At 65.3% G+C, this 17,463-nt stretch carries 19 protein-coding genes; 15 read left to right on the top strand and 4 right to left on the bottom strand.

Features of this window, described 5'->3' with window-relative positions:
- The first annotated feature begins 35 nt into the window (after positions 1 to 35).
- The 12 genes from AC1DIO_RS14795 (at position 36) to AC1DIO_RS14740 (ending at position 10,516) form a co-directional block, all read left to right on the top strand.
- Complete coding sequence (locus tag AC1DIO_RS14795) at positions 36 to 1,229, top strand: ABC transporter substrate-binding protein (protein ID WP_441489176.1); 1,194 nt, start codon at positions 36 to 38, stop codon at positions 1,227 to 1,229.
- A 100-nt stretch (positions 1,230 to 1,329) separates the two neighbouring features.
- Positions 1,330 to 2,403, top strand: a complete 1,074-nt coding sequence (locus AC1DIO_RS14790) for an ABC transporter ATP-binding protein (RefSeq protein WP_476853583.1) — start codon at positions 1,330 to 1,332, stop codon at positions 2,401 to 2,403.
- The gene (locus tag AC1DIO_RS14785) at positions 2,400 to 3,287 is read left to right on the top strand and encodes an ABC transporter permease (protein WP_441478761.1); all 888 of its coding nucleotides are present in this window, start codon (positions 2,400 to 2,402) and stop codon (positions 3,285 to 3,287) included. The genes AC1DIO_RS14790 and AC1DIO_RS14785 overlap by 4 nt, the downstream gene beginning before the upstream one ends.
- Positions 3,288 to 3,291: 4 nt before the next feature.
- Positions 3,292 to 4,122, top strand: a complete 831-nt coding sequence (locus tag AC1DIO_RS14780; RefSeq protein ID WP_069882107.1) for an ABC transporter permease — start codon at positions 3,292 to 3,294, stop codon at positions 4,120 to 4,122.
- 125 nt (positions 4,123 to 4,247) lie between these two features.
- Positions 4,248 to 4,970: a GntR family transcriptional regulator gene (locus AC1DIO_RS14775; RefSeq protein WP_441489178.1), complete on the top strand. Its 723-nt coding sequence runs from the start codon at positions 4,248 to 4,250 to the stop codon at positions 4,968 to 4,970.
- Between the two features lie 75 nt (positions 4,971 to 5,045).
- Entirely contained in the window at positions 5,046 to 5,936 is an 891-nt protein-coding gene (locus AC1DIO_RS14770; RefSeq protein ID WP_476853582.1) for a class I SAM-dependent methyltransferase, read from the top strand.
- 110 nt (positions 5,937 to 6,046) lie between these two features.
- Entirely contained in the window at positions 6,047 to 7,045 is a 999-nt protein-coding gene (gene dusA / locus AC1DIO_RS14765; protein ID WP_476853581.1) for a tRNA dihydrouridine(20/20a) synthase DusA, read from the top strand.
- Between the two features lie 9 nt (positions 7,046 to 7,054).
- Positions 7,055 to 7,516 (top strand): PaaI family thioesterase, encoded by a 462-nt coding sequence (locus AC1DIO_RS14760; protein WP_441489181.1) that lies wholly within the window; start codon positions 7,055 to 7,057, stop codon positions 7,514 to 7,516.
- A 33-nt stretch (positions 7,517 to 7,549) separates the two neighbouring features.
- A complete protein-coding gene (locus AC1DIO_RS14755; RefSeq protein ID WP_476853580.1) occupies positions 7,550 to 7,933 on the top strand; it encodes a cupin domain-containing protein in 384 nt (127 codons plus the stop codon).
- Positions 7,934 to 8,003: 70 nt separating this feature from the next.
- Positions 8,004 to 8,426: an ArsR/SmtB family transcription factor gene (locus AC1DIO_RS14750; RefSeq protein WP_476853579.1), complete on the top strand. Its 423-nt coding sequence runs from the start codon at positions 8,004 to 8,006 to the stop codon at positions 8,424 to 8,426.
- A 21-nt stretch (positions 8,427 to 8,447) separates the two neighbouring features.
- Positions 8,448 to 8,888, top strand: a complete 441-nt coding sequence (locus AC1DIO_RS14745) for an SRPBCC family protein (protein ID WP_441506587.1) — start codon at positions 8,448 to 8,450, stop codon at positions 8,886 to 8,888.
- A 68-nt stretch (positions 8,889 to 8,956) separates the two neighbouring features.
- On the top strand, positions 8,957 to 10,516 hold the full coding sequence (locus tag AC1DIO_RS14740) for an MFS transporter (protein ID WP_476853578.1): 1,560 nt from the start codon (positions 8,957 to 8,959) through the stop codon (positions 10,514 to 10,516).
- Between the two features lie 140 nt (positions 10,517 to 10,656).
- On the opposite strand, the gene AC1DIO_RS14735 is transcribed toward AC1DIO_RS14740, so the two are convergent.
- The gene (locus AC1DIO_RS14735) at positions 10,657 to 11,883 is read right to left on the bottom strand and encodes an SMP-30/gluconolactonase/LRE family protein (protein ID WP_441506585.1); all 1,227 of its coding nucleotides are present in this window, start codon (positions 11,881 to 11,883) and stop codon (positions 10,657 to 10,659) included.
- Between the two features lie 314 nt (positions 11,884 to 12,197).
- Here AC1DIO_RS14735 and AC1DIO_RS14730 point away from each other — a divergent pair, with 314 nt between their 5' ends.
- Positions 12,198 to 13,031 (top strand): sulfite exporter TauE/SafE family protein, encoded by an 834-nt coding sequence (locus AC1DIO_RS14730; RefSeq protein ID WP_476853577.1) that lies wholly within the window; start codon positions 12,198 to 12,200, stop codon positions 13,029 to 13,031.
- Between the two features lie 36 nt (positions 13,032 to 13,067).
- On the top strand, positions 13,068 to 13,544 hold the full coding sequence (locus AC1DIO_RS14725) for an N-acetyltransferase family protein (RefSeq protein ID WP_476853576.1): 477 nt from the start codon (positions 13,068 to 13,070) through the stop codon (positions 13,542 to 13,544).
- A gap of 47 nt (positions 13,545 to 13,591) precedes the next feature.
- Here the strand turns inward: AC1DIO_RS14725 and AC1DIO_RS14720 are convergent, their stop codons facing one another.
- Both AC1DIO_RS14720 and AC1DIO_RS14715 read right to left on the bottom strand, forming a co-directional pair.
- Positions 13,592 to 13,786 carry a DUF1289 domain-containing protein gene (locus AC1DIO_RS14720; protein ID WP_441506583.1) on the bottom strand — a complete coding sequence of 65 codons (195 nt, stop codon included), beginning with the start codon at positions 13,784 to 13,786 and terminating at the stop codon, positions 13,592 to 13,594.
- Complete coding sequence (locus tag AC1DIO_RS14715; protein ID WP_476853575.1) at positions 13,783 to 14,637, bottom strand: adenosylcobinamide-GDP ribazoletransferase; 855 nt, start codon at positions 14,635 to 14,637, stop codon at positions 13,783 to 13,785. Before AC1DIO_RS14715 ends, AC1DIO_RS14720 begins: the two co-directional genes overlap by 4 nt.
- Before the next feature lie 111 nt (positions 14,638 to 14,748).
- On the opposite strand from AC1DIO_RS14715, the gene cobT reads away from it, so the two are divergent.
- Positions 14,749 to 15,768, top strand: coding sequence for a nicotinate-nucleotide--dimethylbenzimidazole phosphoribosyltransferase (cobT, locus tag AC1DIO_RS14710; RefSeq protein WP_441489191.1), 1,020 nt, complete (start codon positions 14,749 to 14,751; stop codon positions 15,766 to 15,768).
- 104 nt (positions 15,769 to 15,872) lie between these two features.
- Here cobT and AC1DIO_RS14705 read toward each other — a convergent pair whose 3' ends face one another.
- Positions 15,873 to 17,201, bottom strand: a complete 1,329-nt coding sequence (locus AC1DIO_RS14705) for an MFS transporter (RefSeq protein WP_441506581.1) — start codon at positions 17,199 to 17,201, stop codon at positions 15,873 to 15,875.
- Between the last annotated feature and the right edge of the window lie 262 nt (positions 17,202 to 17,463).

Here is a 17,463-nt window from a genome sequence, read left to right as displayed (position 1 = left end):
CCAAAAGCGGTAAATCCGTACCGAAGGGAGAAGTCATGGTCCAGGACAGCATCAATCGGCGCACATTTCTCGGCGGCGTCGCAGGTCTCGCCGGTGCCGCGGCCTATGCGCCGGGCGCCTTCGCGCAGCAGCTCAAACTGCCGACCTCGCCGGTCGCGCTTTCCGTCGTCGATGTCGCCGGCAATCTGGCGCTGACGCAGAAGGCCATTGAGAATTACCGCAAGGCCAAGCCGAATCTGGTCTCGCGCATCACCTTTACCAAGGCGCCTGCGCCGGAGCTTCCGGGCAAGCTGAAGGCGCAGCAGGAAGCGAACCGCGTCGATATCGACATGGTGCTGACCGGGACCGATGCGCTCTCCGCCGGTGTCGACCAGAAGCTCTGGACGCCGCTGCTGCCGCAGCTTGCAGGCTCGCTGCCGAAGCTCGACGAGATCTATCTCGAAGGTGCCGCCAAGATGCAGGGCCTCGCGAGCGGCCAGGGCGTCGTGGTGACCTATTATCCGTCCGGGCCGCTGCTCGAATACATGCCTGACAAGGTCAAGAAGGTGCCGACGACGGCGGAGGAGCTGCTCGCCTATACCCGCGAGAACAAGAACCGCTTCTTCTACGCGCGCCCCGCCAATTCGGGCCCCGGCCGGACCTGGATCATGGGCCTGCCCTATATCCTCGGGGATTCGAACCCGAAGGACCCGGTCAAGGGCTGGGACAAGACCTGGGCCTATCTCAAGGCGCTGGGCGAGAACGTCGAGTACTACCCGGCCGGCACGGGTGCGGTGATGAAGGAGCTCGGCGAAGGCTCCCGCGACATGACCGTCACGACCACGGGCTGGGACATTAACCCGCGCGTGCTCGGCGTCGTGCCCAAGGAAGCCAAGGTCGGCGCGCTCAAGGGATTCCATTGGGTCACCGACGCGCACTACATGTGCATCCCGAAGGGCGTCTCGGACGAGAAGCTCGCGGTGCTGCTCGACCTGATGAACTTCCTGCTCACCAAGGAGCAGCAGGCCTACACCTATGACGAGGGCTATTTCTATCCGGGCCCGGCGGTGAAGGGCGTGACGCTCGACATGGCGCCCGCCGACAGCCAGGCGGCGATCAAGGAATACGGCCGCCCCGAATACGAGAAGCTCATCGCCGAGGCGCCGCTCGAGACGCCGCTCGACCCCGACCAGATGGTGCTCGCCTTCCGCCGCTGGGACGAGGAAGTCGGCGGCGCCAAGCGCAAGTGAACGAACCCCGCTAACGACAGTGAGCCGGTTCCGGCCGGCTCGCTTCGCCGTCACATTTCCTGACAGAACCCATCAGCCGCTTTCCAAAGACGTGACCTAAATGACGATTCACGCTGCGAACTTCCGCGAGCTGCGGCTCGACAATCTGAGCCGCGACTTCGGCACTCACAACGCCGTCAAGGACGTGTCGCTGACGATCAAGAAGGGCGAGTTCATCGCGCTTCTCGGTCCGTCGGGCTGCGGCAAGTCGACGACGCTGAACCTGATCGCGGGCCTTCTGCCAGCGACGGGGGGCGGCATCTGGCTCGATGATCGGCGCATCGACCCGCTGCGGCCCGAGGAGCGCGGCTTCGGCATGGTGTTCCAGAATTACGCCCTCTTCCCGCATATGAGCGTGAAGCGGAATATCGGCTTCGGTCTGAAGATGCGCGGCGTCCAGAAATCCGAGATCGAGCGGCGTGTCGGCGAAGCCGCAGCGCTGGTCCGGTTGCAGGGCCAGACCGAAAAACTGCCCGGCCAGCTCTCCGGCGGACAGCAGCAGCGTGTCGCCATCGCCCGGGCCATCGTCGTCGAGCCGCCGCTCGTGCTGATGGACGAGCCGCTCTCCAACCTCGATGCCAAGCTGCGTCTCGAGATGCGCGCCGAGATCCGCCGCATCCACAATACGCTCGGCGCAACCACGATCTACGTCACGCATGACCAGGAAGAAGCGTTGTCGCTGGCCGACCGCATCGTCGTGATGCGTGACGGCGAAGTGCGTCAGGTCGGCGGGCCGGAAGACCTGTTCTCCCGCCCCGACCATCTCGATGTCGCCGAGTTCATGGGCTTCCGCAACAAGGTCGCCGGCCGCGTCGCCTCTGTCGAGGGCGAGCGTGCGACCGTCACCGTCGGTGACGCCAAGATCGTCGGGCGGGTGCGTGGCGCGGTTGCGCCCGGTGCTCCGGCCTGGCTCGCGATCCGGCCAGAGGACCTTCATCCCGCGGCAGCCGGTGGTGCCGGGCTCAAGGCGTCCGTCGTCTCGACCGAGTTCCGCGGTCGCGAATTCGTCGGCTTCTCCCGCATGGCGGATGGGACCGATCTCTCCTTCCTGGCGCATGACCGCATCGCGCCGGGCGGCGAGGTCACGCTGAGCGCAGATCCCGATCGCGTCCTGGTTTTCGGGGGGGCGGCGTGAGCGCGACGACATCCATCCCCCTCAGCCAGAGGCTCGCCGCACGCGGCATCGATTCTCTGACCCTGCTGGTTCTGCCGGCGGTGTTCTTCCTCCTGGCGCTGTTCATCTACCCGTTCCTCTATGGGCTCGTGCTCTCCTTCACGCCCAAGACCGGGCCGATGCTGGCGAACTACACGCGCTTCTTCTCGGATTCCTTCCTGTACGGGACGATCGCGACGACGCTCTGGCTGGCACTGCCGGTCACGATCGTGACGCTTCTGCTCGCGATCCCGATCGCCTTCCGGGTCCGGATGATGAAACATCAGCGCCTGCTGACCACGATCCTCGTGATCCCGATCACGCTCGGCACGGTTCTCGTCGCGCAGGGCCTGTTGAATTATCTTGGCCCCCAGGGCTGGTTCAACCGCACCCTGCTGACGCTCGGGCTGATCTCGACGCCGGTGAAGCTCCTGCACAATTACTGGGGCGTCTGCATTTCGCTCGTCATCACCGGCTTCCCCTTCACCTTCCTACTGACGCTGTCCTACCTCTCCGGTGTCGATCCGGCACTCGAGCAGGCGGGCGCGACGCTGGGCGCAGGACCCTGGGAGCGGTTCAAGCACATCCTGCTGCCGCTCCTGCTGCCGGGTCTGGCGATCACCTTCTGCCTCAGCTTCGTTCAGGCCTTTTCGGTCTTTCCCTCGGCGGTCTTGCTGGGGGCGCCGGCCGGGCCGACGCGCGTCATCTCGATCGCGGCCTATCAGGCTGCCTTCGAGGAGTATGATTATTCGATGGCGTCTGCCGTCGCGATGATCATGGGCGTGGTGCAGCTCAGCATTGTCGTCGTCGTGCTGGCTGCGCGCGGCATGCTCTACCGTGGCCCCGCCGGTGGCGGGAAGGGCTGAGATCATGGTCAAGGATACCCGCCTCTCCAGTAAGCTCTGGGCTGCCGCCAACTGGACGCTCATCGGCTTCTTCATCCTCAATCTCGGCGCGATGATCGCGACGGTGGTGACGAGTTCCTTCGCGACCCGCTGGCTTGGCACATGGCTGCCGGCCGGCTGGACCACGCGCTGGTATTCGGCCGCCTGGAGCGAGTTCCAGCTCTCCGACGTGCTGAGCGTGACCTTCCAGATCGTCTTCCTGGTCGTGTTCCTCTCGGGCCTGCTCGGCGTTCCAGCCGCTTATGCGCTGGCGCGGCGGGATTTCCCGGGCAAGAAGCTCGTCATGCTGCTGTTCCTGCTGCCGCTGCTGGTGCCGCCGATCACCTTCGGCATCCCGCTCGCGACGGTGCTTTACAAGCTCGGTCTTGCCGGCGGCATGTCGGGTGTCGTGCTCGCCAATCTGGTGCCGACGGTTCCGTTCGTCATCCTGGTGATGATCCCGTTCATCGAGCAGATCGACACCAAGATCGAGGCGGCCGCCCGCGTCTTCGGGGCGAACACCTTCAAGCTCTTCATTCACGTCCTGCTGCCCCTGCTGATGCCGGGCATTCTGGCTGCATTGCTGCTGGTTCTGGTCAGGACGATCGCGATGTTCGAGCTGACCTTCCTGACCGCAGGCCCGACCAGCCAGACACTCGTCGTCGCCCTCTATTATGCGGTCTTCGCTGCGGGTGTCCGCGCCGTGCAGTCGATCGACGCCATGGCGGTGATCTACATGATCACGACGCTGATCTGGCTGGTGATAGCGCTGCGCTTCGTCAACCCGACGCAGATCGTCGCCCGCGCCAAGAAATAGAATGCCGAAGTGAACCCGGCCGCCTTTGGGCGGCCGGGCCCCTGCGACGTATGGGCATGGCGACATCCACCATACCGGTATGCTAGATAGACCAACGGATGGGGGATGAGCGGGACGCTCTGCCCATGACGATGGAACCCAGCCTCCGCCTTAAGGATCCGATCGCTCCGCAACTGGTTTCGTCCTTGCGGCAGGCGATTATCGCCACGCAGCTCAGGCCCGGCGAGGCGCTCTCCGAAAAAGATATCGCCGGCCGCTTCGGCGTCAGCCGTCAGCCGGTCCGTGAGGCCTTCATCAAACTCTCCGAAGCCGGTCTCGTGCAGGTCCTGCCGAGCCGCGGCACCTATGTGATGAAGGTTTCGATGCGGGCGATCGCCAATGCCCGCTTCGTGCGCGAGGCGGTGGAATGTGCCATTGCGCGCGCGGCCAGCGCATTGATCACCAAGGACGACGTGATGCGGCTGCGCTGGCTGATCGAGCGTCAGCGCGAGGTGTCTGCCCTCGCCGATCGCGCTGCCTTTGCCGTGCTCGACGAGAATTTCCACCAGACCCTGGCCGAGATCGTCGATTGCGACTACGCCGCCCGCATCGTCGAAGGTGCTCGCGCCCAGACTGACCGCGTCCGCTATCTGTCGCTGCCCGGTGCCTCGCCGGTTCCGCTGCTCGTTGCGCAACACGCTGCGATCCTCGATGCCATCGAGGCCGGAGACGCCGATGGAGCCGAATGCGAGATGCGCAGGCATTTGCGCGAGATCCTCAACGCCTTGCCCCGGATTGCGCAGAACTATCCCGAGCTGTTCGAGGACGAAGTCATGCCGGCACATACGCAGGTGCTGCACAGGCCCTGATAGGCGGGCCCAGGGGCTCAGGGAGCGTCCGAGACCCGTGCCGATCGATCCAGCAACGTGATCCGGGATCGCCCAATGGTGCGCAGCCAGACCACCCGAAACATGGCGCGGCCAGTGCAGACTGATCCCGAGTCATTGCTGTCCGAGAAAGTGACCCTGACCAGGGAGCGGGAAACGCTCCTCATCACCCTCTACGCCAAGGGCGAGGAAAGCCGCCTGCGGGATTCCCTGCTGCATGATCGCTTCGCCGCGAGCGCGGTCCGCCGGATCGACTATGACTTCCGGAAACTGGGCGTCAGCCGGGATGACATGATCGCGCTGGCGATGCGGGCGCATATTTTCGATGGCTGGACCAGTGATTTCATCATGCGGCATCCCGATGCGACGGTGCTGCATCTCGGCTGCGGCCTCGACAGCCGGGTCTTCCGGATCGATCCGCCCCCGAGCGTACGCTGGTTCGATCTGGACTATCCCGACGTCGTCGCGCTCCGCCGGCGTCTCTATCCGGAAAGACAGGGTTACACCCTGATCGGTTCCCCGGTGACGGAGTCGGGTTGGCTCGATGACGTGCCTTCGGGCCGGCCGACAATGATCATTGCAGAAGGGCTGCTGATGTATCTCCGACCGGATGCCGTGCCACGGCTGATCAAACGGCTGGTTGCGCATTTCGGGCATGGCGAACTGGCCTTCGATGCCTTCAGCCCGTTCGGATTATGGCTTGTCAGCCATCACCGCGCGGTGCGGGCGACCGGCGCCACGCTGTTATGGAGCATCGACGAGCCGCGCGAGCTTGAAGACCGCATTCCCGGGCTGAAACTCAGGAACGACCTKACCGCCTATGATCCGCGCGGCTATGATCCGGCCCAGATAGCAAGGATGTCCTGGCCCGCCCGACTGACGGTCCTCTTCCTCTCCGCCTTTCCGCCTCTCGGGCGCATGGGCCGGCTGCTCCGCTTCCAGTTTTGAGCGCGGCAGATCGCCGGGCTGAATCCCATGCGCAAAACCGGTCGAAAATCGCCTGGTTTCGCGTATAAGGGCGCGTGAAGCTCAACACGCGCCGCCCATGTCCGGATAAAATGCAGCACTATCAGTCATATCGATTCTCCGTCGCACCGATGATGGATTGGACGGACCGGCATTGCCGCGTCATCCATCGCCTGATGTCGCGCCGGGCGCGGCTCTATACGGAGATGGTGACGGCGCAGGCGGTGATCCGCGGCGACCGGCAGCGCCTGATCGGCTTCGACGCGATGGAGCAGCCCGTTGCCTTGCAACTCGGCGGTAATGATCCGGCCCTGCTGGCCGAGGCCGCGAAGATCGGCGCCGATTTCGGCTATGACGAGATCAATCTGAACTGCGGCTGTCCCTCCGACCGCGTGCAGGGCGGGGCCTTTGGTGCCTGCCTGATGCGGGAGCCCGCGCTGGTCGGTGACTGCGTCGCGGCGATGAAGGCGGCAGTCTCCGTCGCCGTCACCGTCAAATGCCGCATCGGCGTCGATGATCAGGATCCGGAAGCGGCGCTCGATGCCCTGACCGCCAGCGTGCGAGACGCCGGCGTCGATGCGCTCGTCGTGCATGCTCGAAAGGCCTGGCTGCAGGGATTGTCGCCGAAGGAAAACCGCGAGATCCCGCCGCTCGACTATGAGCGCGCCTATCGTCTGAAGGCGGCCAATCCGGACCTGATCGTGGCGATCAATGGCGGCATCCGCGCTCCTGCGGAATGGCCCGCCCATCTCGCGCATCTCGACGGGGTGATGATCGGCCGCGAGGCCTATCAGAATCCAGAGGTCTTGCTGCAGGTCGATCCGCTGCTCTTTGGCGAGGCGGCTCCGGTTGACGATGCCTTCGCCATGCTGGAGGCGCTCGAACCGCATATCGCGACGCATCTCGAGAAGGGTGGCCGGCTGCATGCCTTCACCCGCCATCTCGTCGGGCTGTTCCCGGGCCGCCGGGGGGCGCGCCAGTTCCGCCGCCATCTCGCCGAGCATTGCGTCGGAAGCGAAGCGGGGCTGGCGGATTTGCGTGCGGCTGTCGCCCATGTCTCGCGGTACGAAGAGGCGGCCGCCGCTGCATAGGAGTCTGCCATGACCGTGCCCGACCAGTCGCTTTCAGATGCGGACGTGGTCAGGCGCATCGAGGCGAGTTTCGGCAAACAGGCCTTCATGACGACGCTCGGCGCCCGGCTTGCTCGTGTCGCTCCTGGCGAGGTCGAGATCGAGCTGCCGGTCTCGGCCCATCTCACCCAGCAGCACGGCTTCGTCCATGCCGGAGCGGTCGCCACCATCGCCGATTCCGCCGCAGGCTATGCGGCGCTGACGATGATGCCGCCGGGCACCGGCATCCTCACTGCCGAGTTCAAGATCAATCTTCTTGCGCCTGCTGCCGGCGAACGGCTGGTGGCKAAGGGCAGGGTGGTCAAGGCCGGCCGCACCCTGACGCTCGCGACCGCCGAAGTCTTCGCGCTGAAGGACGGCGCGGCCAGGCTCTGCGCGATGATGACGGCGACCTGCATGACCATTGCCGGTCGCGACGGCGTGTCCGACTGAATGCGGGCTCCGACGGGAGAAGAATGCAACGCCATGGATATCCTCGATCACGCCACTMAGCCGCAGGAACACTGGCGCGACGGGGTGAGGACGCTGATGCGCGTTTCGGCACGGGTCGAGAGCCGGCAGCTCTGCATCTTCGAGCAATATTGCGAGCCCGGCCTGGGCGCGCCGATGCATCTCCACGCTGTCGAGGAGGTGCTCGAAGTGATCGAGGGCACGGTCGAAATCACCCTGCGCGACGAGACCCGGACGGTGACGGCCAATCAGTCGGTGCTGATTCCGGCAGGCGCCCGCCATGGCTTCAGGAATGTCGGAGCCGGAATCCTGCACGTACGCGCCACCTTGGCCGCCTCGATCTTTGAAGCGTCCTATGACGATCGCAACGAACTGTCCCGGCGCTATGTGCCGGATTGAGCGTGCCAGCGTGGCGCTGGATGGAGTAGGCGCCTCGTAGCAGCGTCTCCTGCCCCTTGGTCACGAGCGCTTGACGCTGCCTGAATCGATGCCTAAACTTAACTCAATGGTTAAGTATCAAGAGCCGTCGCTCGACCGCACCTTTGCCGCTTTGGCCGACCCGACGCGGCGGGCGCTTCTGGCGCGGCTCGAAGAGGTGGATTCCGTCTCGGTCAGTGACCTGGCGCGACCCTTTCCGGTCACGCTGCCGGCCATCATGAAACATCTCGACGTGCTGTCGGATGCCGGGCTGATCACGCGGGAAAAGACAGGCCGCACGGTATCGTGCCGCCTGAACGCCGCACCGATGGAGGAAGCTATGGGGTGGCTGCGCCGCTACGAGCGCTTCTGGCGTGAGAAACTCGATGCGCTCGAGGCCTATTTCAACCGCCCGCGCAAGGATCGGGAGCCTGATCGCGGCGCGCCACCATGCAAGACCAGCGACAAGACCTGATCGATCGACCGGAGGATAATCATGGACAAGAAGGTCGAGACCGCGCCCAGCCTGACGATGAAGCGGCGGCTCAATGCGACGCCGGCGGAGGTCTACCGCGCCTGGACGCAACCGGAACTGCTCGCGCGCTGGTTCGGGCCGGAGAATGTCCGGGCCGAGAAGGCGGAGATCGATGCGCGCGTCGGCGGCCATTATCGCATCTCGATGCGCGGCAGTGATGGTCAATTGCATCACGTGTCCGGCGAGTATCACGAGGTCGTCGAAAATGAGCGCCTCGTCTTCAGCTGGGCCTGGATCTCGACGCCGGAGCGCGTCTCACGCGTGACGGTGACCCTCAAGCCGGACGGGGATGTCACCATCCTGACGCTGCTTCACGAGCAGTTCTACGACGAGGCCGCGGCCGGCCGCCATGTGCATGGCTGGACAGGTTCGCTGGTCAAGCTGGAGCAGCTCTTCTCCTGACAGAGCCGGGCGAGCTCAAGGGACATCATCACCAAGGGGCGGCAACGCCTCCGGAGCCTTCAATAACGATGCACGATCAAGCCCCTCAGGCCGGTCGGCGCGAATGGATCGGCCTTGCCGTCATCGCGCTGCCCTGCCTGCTCTATTCGATGGATCTGACGGTCCTGAATCTCGCTGTGCCGCAGCTCAGCGCGGAACTCAGGCCCAGTGCCTCGCAACTGCTCTGGATCGTCGATATCTACGGCTTCATGATCGCCGGCTGCCTGATCACCATGGGCACGCTGGGAGACCGGATCGGCCGGCGCCGGCTGCTGCTGATCGGTGCGGCGGCGTTCGGCCTCGCATCGATCCTGGCCGCTTTCGCCAATAGCGCCGGCACGCTGATCGCGGCGCGCGCCGCATTGGGTGTGGCGGGGGCGACGCTCGCGCCCTCGACGCTCTCCCTGATCCGCAACATGTTCCTCGATCCGCGCCAGCGGACCGCGGCCATCGGCATCTGGATCGCCAGCTTCTCGGCGGGCGGCGCGATCGGCCCGCTGGTCGGCGGCATCATGCTCGAGCATTTCTGGTGGGGCTCGGTCTTCCTGATCAATGTGCCGGTGATGGTGCTGCTGCTCCTGCTCGGCCCCGTGCTGCTGCCGGAATTCCGCGACCCGAATGCCGGCAGGCTCGATCTTGCAAGCGCCGCCATGTCGCTCGTTTCCGTGCTGGCCGTGATCTACGGGTTGAAGCGGATTGCCGAGGATGGCCTGGGCTGGCTGCCCATCATGGCGATCCTGGCTGGGATGGCGCTTGCCGGCCTCTTCCTGCGCCGCCAGGTGCGCCTGGCCGAACCGTTGGTCGATCTGGCGTTGTTTCGCTCCAGGGCCTTCAGCGCTTCACTGACGGTCAACATCCTCGGCTTCTTCATCGCCTTCAGCAGCTTCCTCTTCACCGGTCAGTATCTGCAGCTCGTGCTGGGAATGAAGCCGCTGGAGGCCGGGCTCTGGTCCCTGCCCTCTGCGCTTGGTTTCATCCTGGGATCGATGTTCGCGCCCCGTATCGTCGGCAGCGCGAGCCCTGCGCATGTMATGGCGGGCGGCTTCACGTTGACCGCGTTGGGCTTTGCGACGCTGGCCGGGATCAGCCATGTCGAAGGCCCCATGATCATCGTCGCCGGGACGGTTCTGCTCTCGCTGGGGCTCGCGCCGATCGTCACGCTGACGACCGATCTCGTGGTCGGCAGCGTTCCGCCCGAGCGCGCCGGCACGGCGTCGGGCCTGTCCGAAACGAGCGCCGAGTTCGGCGGCGCTCTCGGCATCGCCATCCTCGGAAGCGTCCTGACTGCGCTGTATCGCTATCAGATGGGCCTGGCCGTGCCGTCGGGCGTGTCGCCGGAGGCGGCCGCTGCTGCGCGTGATACGCTCGGTGGCGCATTGACCATTGCAAAGGAGGTCGCGGGGACAGCCGGGGCAGACCTGCGTGCGACGGCGCGTGCGGCCTTCACACGCTCCTTCGCCATCACGGCGGGGCTCTGTTCGGCGATTGCGGTCCTTGCCGGCCTCTTTGCGGTCGTGATGCTGCGTGGCGTTGGTGGCGGCCCGGACCAGCACCACGAGGCCGGCGCGCCGGCTCCGGTTGCGCGCTAGCTGCCGCAGCTGCGACGGCTAGATCATCGGACCGGAAATCGTATCCGGTCCGATGATCTAACCCTTTGTGTTTGCATCGGCTTTCCCGAAAACCGCAATCCACTTTTCGGGCCGATGCAATAGCGCGAGACGGTAAGAGGTCAGCCCGGCCCGGCGCCCTGCGTATTGACATAGACCGCGTAGATCGACTGGCTCGCTGCCATGAACAGGCGGTTTCGCTTCGGTCCGCCGAAACAGATATTGCCGCAGACCTCCGGCAGGCGGATGCGCCCGATCAGCTTGCCCGCCGGGTTGAACACCTGCACGCCATTATAGCCGACGGCGCGGCCGGCATTGCTCGAGACCCAGAGATTGCCGTCGACATCGCTGCGTATCCCGTCGGGCCCGCATTTCACGCCGTCGAGCATGCAATCGGAGAAGAGCTTCTGATTGCCAAGCTTGTTGTCGGCACCGACATCGAAGACATGAATGTCGCCCTTGCCGCCGGGGCCGGTATCGCCCGGCCCCTTTCCGGTCGAGACAACGTAGAGCTTCTTGAAATCAGGCGAGAAGCAGAGCCCGTTCGGGTCCGGCACCTGTTCCTCGGTGACGACGCGGTCGATGCGGCCGGACGGGTCGATGCGATAACAGTTCGTCGGCAGTTCGCGTTTGGCCATGCCGATGCCGGCGAGCTGGCCGAGCCGCGGATTGAGCCGCCCACTCGGGTTGCTCGGACCTCCGGCGGCGTCCGGCGCGCCCTCGTAGAGTTGGCCGCCATAGGGCGGATCGGTGAACCAGTAGCTGCCGTCGGGATGGGCAACGATATCATTGGGCGAGTTCAGTTTCTTGCCCTCGAAACTGTCGGCGAGCACGGTCGCCGACCCGTCGAGCTCATAGCGCACGACGCGGCGGTTCAGGTGCTCGCAGGAGAGCTGGCGGCCCTGGAAGTCGAAGCTGTTGCCATTGCTGTTGCCTGACGGTGTGCGGAAGATGCTGACCCGTCCGTCATCTTCCAGCCAGCGCAATTGCCGATTGTTGGGGATGTCGCTCCAGACCAGATAGCGACCCTGCGCGTTCCAGGCCGGTCCTTCGGCCCAGAGCGCGCCGGTCCAGAGCCGCTGGATCGCGCTGTTGGGCTGGGCATAATTGTTGAACACCGGGTCGACCGCGAGGACGTCGGGATCGGTGAAATAGGTTGTCGGGGCGCCGTTGCGGCTGAAATCCCGGGGCGGGCTGGTAATCGTGCTGGGCGGTCCGACCGGGCCGGACGGGGCCTGGGCGAGGGCTGGGTTCGTCGCCATGGCGAGCGCGCCGGTTCCCATCGCAGCGATGAGATGTCTCCGTGAGAGCTCCGGGCGTTGCTGCGTGTCAGTCAGTTGATCTGTCATCTTTAACCTCCCTGAGTGGCTTTTGATGAGATATCCCCCCGACCCTGTGGCCTTCGTCTCCGTGCGAATATTGTCCTTTCCTGTCAGGCTAGACTTAAGGCCGCACTCAGCACTGCCAACACTGCAGCAACCGGTCGAGCCTCTGCCGCTTGCGAGCGGGATTGCAGCAGCGGCATGGACAGGCAGTCCCCTGTGCGCCCCAGGGCCATACAATCACCGAAACTGCCGCAGACATAGCGGCCTTGCCGCGCAAGCCTTGCCCCGGCGCGCAAAATCGCCCAGAGGTGGCCGCCCGCCGCCAACGGATTGTTTCTATGATTGCTGGAATCCCCTTGGGCGATCTCGCCTTTCTTGCCGTGTCGCTGGTTMTGGCCGGTGCGGTCACCGGTGTTCTCGCCGGGCTCTTCKGCGTCGGCGGCGGCGCGGTCATCGTGCCGATCCTCTACGAGGTCTTCCGCGTCATCGGCGTGCCGGAGGAGGTGCGCATGCCGCTTTGCGTCGGCACCTCGCTCGCGATCATCATCCCGACCTCGATCCGCTCCTTCAACGCCCACCGGGCCAAGGGGCTCGTCGATCTCGACATTCTCAAGGTCTGGGCGGTCCCGGTCGTGCTCGGCGTCATGGGCGGCAGCTATATCGCGCGCTATGCGCCGCCCGACCTGTTCAAGATCATCTTCGTCGCGGTCGCCGTGGTGAGCGCGATCCGCCTGCTCTTCGCCTCGGACCGCTGGAAGCTCGGCGATGACATGCCGGGCAAGGGGCTGATGACGGTCTATGGTGGCATCATCGGCGTGCTCTCTGCGCTGATGGGCATTGGCGGCGGTCAGCTCTCCAGCCTGTTCATGACGTTTTATGGCCGACCGATCCATCAGGCCGTGGCGACCTCCTCGGGCCTCGGCGTGCTGATCTCGATCCCGGGCGCGTTGGGCTATATCTATGCCGGCTGGCCGAAGATGGACGTTTTGCCGCCGCTCTCGCTCGGCTACGTCTCCTTCATCGGCTTCCTGCTCTTCATCCCGACCAGCATCTGGACGGCCCCGATCGGAGCGCGGCTGGCGCATCGGCTCTCCAAGCGCAAGCTGGAGGTCGTCTTCGGCATCTTCCTGCTCTTCGTCGCGAGCCGCTTCATCTGGTCGCTGCTGTTCTGATCGATCCGGCGAGCTGCATGCGGGGCGAGGGCGCGCATGGTCACGACCCGACTGGCGACACCGGCTGACCATCCCGGGCTGATGGCCGTGCTCGTGGAGATGCAGGGCCACTACGCGGTGCCGTGCCCTGCGCCCGAGGCCATTCTGGCAGGGCTTCGCGATCGACCCGCCGGCACCGAGATCCTGCTGGCGGTGGAGCACGCCACGATCACCGGCTTTKCCGCCGTCGCTGCGATCTATCCCGGGCCAGGCCTCCAGCCTGGCTTCTTCCTCAAGGAGCTCTATGTCGCGGCGTCCGCGCGCGGCAGCGGTTCGGGGAAGGCGCTGATGCGGGGGCTGGCGCGGCTGGCGCTCGAACGCGGCTTCCAGCGCATCGACTGGACGGCGGCGCGCGATGATCTTGGCCTGAGGGGCTTCTACGAGGCGCTCGGGGCTGCGCCGCATCCCGACAAGATCTTCTATCGGCTGACCGGCGATGCCTTGCAGCGGCTGGGGCGCGAAGCCGAGGCTTAAAGCACCGGCCCGAAAAGTGGATTGCGGTTCTCGGGAAAGCCGATGGTCTAGCCTGTCGGCTGGCTCGACCGGTCCGACGGAATCTTGCGGCGAGACAATTCGGCCATGATGGCCAGCCGCTCGGGCTCGCTCAGCCGCGACCAGTCGGCGATCTCCTGAAGCGTTCGCAGGCAGCCTTCACAGAGCCGCGATACGGGGTCGATCACACAGATCTGCACGCAGGGGCTGGAGGCGCCGCTCATTGCCAGGCAGAGCCCAGCGCGAAGGCGAAGCCGCAGGTGAGCGCGATCTCGGCGAGTTGCTGTGCTGCACCCAGAATATCGCCGGTCTGGCCGCCGATCAGGCGGCGGCCGAGCCGGGCGAGCCCCGCCAGGACGAGCACGGATAGCGCCAGGCCAAGCGCAAGGCCCGTACCCGGCAGCCCGGTGGCCAGTGTCCCTGCGACGGCGAACGCGACCGAAAGCGCCAGCGCTGTCCAGGCCGTTGCGGCGGTGGGCTGGCCAACCGCAGCCGAGGCGCCGGAGCTCCGGGCAGGGGGCTCGGTGGCGAGCAGATAGAGCGCAGTGGCGCGCGACCATGGCGCCGCGATCAGCAGCGCGGCGGCTGCAGCCAGAGATCCGAGCGCCTGGAGAATGGCCGCAAGTGCCGTCACCCGCAGCAGCAGGGAGAGCCCCAGCGCCATCGCCCCGAAGGTGCCGACGCGGCTGTCCTTCATGATCTCCAGCCGCCGTTCCGGCGTATGCCCTCCGAACAGCCCGTCGGCGGTGTCGGCAAGGCCGTCCTCGTGGAAAGCACCCGTCGTCAGTGCCGCGACCGTGACGGCAAGCGCTGCTGCCAGCGGCGCGCTGATGCCGGCCGCGCCAGCAGCTAGGAGGACAAGCGTTGCGGGCAAAGCGATGACGAGCGCAGCCAGCGGTACGGCGCGCGGCACCAGCCTGAAATCCGGCAGGCCATGCGCTGAATCCTCGCCGGGCAGGCGCGGCACCGGAAGACGCGAATAGAAACGGATGCAGATCGCAGTCGCGATCAGCCAGCCCGGCCAATGCGGCCGGCCGGCCGGCAACTCCGAGATGTCGGGAGGGGCGTCGGCCATGCGGTCTCGGTATCCTCGATTGTCTTCCGCCGTCCAAGCCTATAGCAGCAGCGGCAACCCGGCGGCCACGCCGCATCCCGCCCGATTCCATCTTTCGCGAGACATCCAGCGATGCCCGCTTCCGGCCTTCCCTTCGACGACATCCGCAATCTCATCGCCAACATGCCCGGCCCCGATATGGGTGCCGCCAATGCTGTGCGGGCCCGAGACAAGGATCTTACCAAGCCCGCCGGCAGCCTCGGCCGCATGGAGGAGATCGCCGAATGGCTTGCAGCCTGGCAAGGCAAGGCGCCCCCGCGCGTCGACCGGCCGCTGGTTTGCGTCTTCGCCGGGAATCACGGTGTCGTGGCGCAGGGTGTCTCGGCCTATCCGCAGGCGGTAACGCGCCAGATGCTGGAGAATTTTGCCGCCGGCGGCGCTGCGATCAACCAGATCTGCGCGGCCTTCGATCTCGGCTTCAAGGTCTTTGACCTGGCCCTCGACCTGCCGACCGGCGATTTCACGCAAGGTGATGCGCTCGACGAGAAGGCCTGCGTCGCGACCATGGCCTTCGGCATGGAGGCGCTTGCCGGCGGGGCCGATCTGCTCTGCCTCGGCGAGATGGGCATCGGCAACACCACGTCAGCGGCTGCGATCTACGCGGCGCTCTATGGCGGCGGCGCTGCGATGTGGTGCGGGCGCGGCACCGGCGTCGACGATGACGGTCTGAATCGCAAGATTGCCGCTGTCGAAGCGGGCCTCGCTTTCCACGCCGCGCATCTGGGCGACCCGCTGGAAGTGCTGCGCCGCCTCGGCGGTCGCGAGATCGCAGCCATTTGCGGCGCGATCATCGCCGCCCGGCTGCAGCGCATCCCGGTGATCCTCGACGGCTATGTCGTCACTGCCGCCGCTGCCGTCCTGCATGCCATCGAACCGTCCTCGATCGACCATTGCCTTGCCGGCCATCTCTCTGCCGAGGGCGCCCATCGCGAAGCGCTGCTCCGGCTCGGCAAGCAGCCGCTGCTGGCGCTCGAGATGCGGCTCGGCGAGGGCACGGGGGCGGCGCTTGCGGCAAGCCTCGTCAAGGCCGCCGCCGCCATCCATTCCGGCATGGCGACCTTCGATCAGGCGCAGGTCTCGAAGAAGGACTGAAACTGCGGGAGCCTGACGGCAGCGTTGCTCCCAAGGCTCGTCTCGAACTCAGGCCCTGAGCGCGCCGTGCGGGGCCCGGGCAGCCCCGCAAATGCGCGACCTCGTCAGGTTGCGGCCTTCGTCTCGAAGGGTTCCCAGATACTGATCTGGCGCGTTTCCGGCATCAGGAAGAGGCAGAGCACGAAGCACACGGCCGGGACGGCGATCGGGTAGATCAACGCGTAGCCGACGCTCCCGGTCGCCGCGAAGGCCGCCGACGTGATGAATGGCACCAATCCACCACCCCAGCCATTTCCTATGTGATAGGGAACCGATACCGACGTGTACCGGATCCTGGCGGGGAAGTATTCGGCGAGGAAGGCCCCGACCGGCCCGTACACCATCCCGACATAGCAAACGAGGATGAAGATGATGAAGATCGCGGTCGGAAAGTGGACATTGCCGGGTCGCGTGACCGTTCCCAGCCACAGGTACAGCGGATAGTACGTGATCGCGGCGAGCAGCATGCCGCCCAGGATCACTGGCTTGCGGCCGATGATGTCGGATAGCCAGCCGAAGAAGATCAAGCTCGGGGTTGCGAGGAGCAGCGCTGCTCCCACGATGTAGGACGAGGTCAGCGGGTCCAGCTTTGAAACCTGCTGCAGGAAATACAACGCCCAGAACTGGCCGCTGTACCAGACCACTCCCTGTCCGATCAGCACGAGGGTGGCGATCCCGACATATTTGATGTTGGAGCTGAGAAAGGCTTCCTTCCAGGGGTTCCTGGTCATCTGTCCCCTGGCCTTGATCGCCTCGAAGATCGGCGTCTCCTGGAGCTGGAGCCGGATGTAGATTGCGACGGCGACCAGAAGGAAGGATATCAAGAATGGAACGCGCCAAGCCCATGCTTTGAACGTCGCCTCGCCGAAATAGGTGCGGGTCGCGATGATCACGATGAGCGACACCACGATCCCGAGCGTCGGGGAGGTTTGCAGCCAGCCCGTGTAGTAGCCGCGGCGCTCGTCCGGAACATGCTCGGCGACATAGGTGATGGCGCCGCCATATTCGCCACCCAGGCACAGGCCCTGGATGATCCGCAAACCGAAGAGAATGAATGCGGCAGTCAGACCGATGGAGTCGTAGGTCGGGATCAACCCGATCGCCCCGGTGCCCAGCCCCATTCCGCTGAGCGTAACGAGGAAGGTGTATTTGCGGCCGACCCGATCGCCCATCCATCCGAAGAGGAATGCTCCCAGCGGACGGATCAGGAAACCGGCGGTAAACAGCGCGATCGTGCTCAGTAATGCCGCGACCGGATGACTCTGCTCGAAGAACTTGACCGACAGAATGGCGGCCAGGCTGCCGAATATGTAGAAGTCATACCATTCGATGACATTCCCCACCGATGCAGCGACGATCACGCGGCGGAAATCACTCGGGATCTGGATGGGCATGGCGCCCTCCCTTTACTTCAAGGCACTTTCTCCGGTGTTTCACGCTTGATGGCTCGCACCGCGAAATCCACGCGTGACAGCTGTGGGGTGCCGTCCGCTGCGCTTGCCGTATGAAGCTCTGTATCGCTCGAGGGGAGCTCCAACGGCCATGGGCGCCGCGAGCCGTCATTCCCTCCTACCCGCCGTGAAACAAGGGCGTAGCTGCCATTTTAATCCTTAATGGGCGGTTGCGGTATCGATTTTCTATTTGAAGCCAGCTGGG

The sequence above is a fragment of the Allobosea sp. 05T439 genome (assembly GCF_056396005.1).
Note: the sequence above shows the minus strand (reverse complement) of the source record. Positions and strands in the feature narration are given on the sequence as shown.